The following is a 246-nucleotide window of genomic DNA, read 5'->3' on the forward strand; positions in this document are numbered from 1 at the left end:
TTTGGTAGCCGAGCGGTCCTTCTCATCCAAGCGGTAGAGCATAGAGGGTAGGTTATTCTGCGCGAACGGAGGACGCTCGACATATAGCGAATGATTGATTTTCGTCACGGCGATCAAGCCGTCGACACTCAGATCAGGACGTGCCTCCTGAGGCAGCGGCTGATTGAACGTGACATCCACTTTGACCGTCCCGTTCGTCACTGCCGGGTCCACCCTGGACAACACACCGGTAAAACGACTGCGCCC

At 56.5% G+C, this 246-nt stretch carries 1 protein-coding gene; it reads right to left on the minus strand.

Annotated elements, in window-relative coordinates:
* Positions 1-180, minus strand: a 180-nt coding sequence (locus AC0L20_RS41625; protein WP_473295931.1) for a hypothetical protein, incomplete at its 3' end; no start/stop codon positions are given.
* Between the last annotated feature and the right edge of the window lie 66 nt (positions 181-246).

The sequence above is a fragment of the Bradyrhizobium sp. Kon58 genome, from assembly GCF_055807455.1.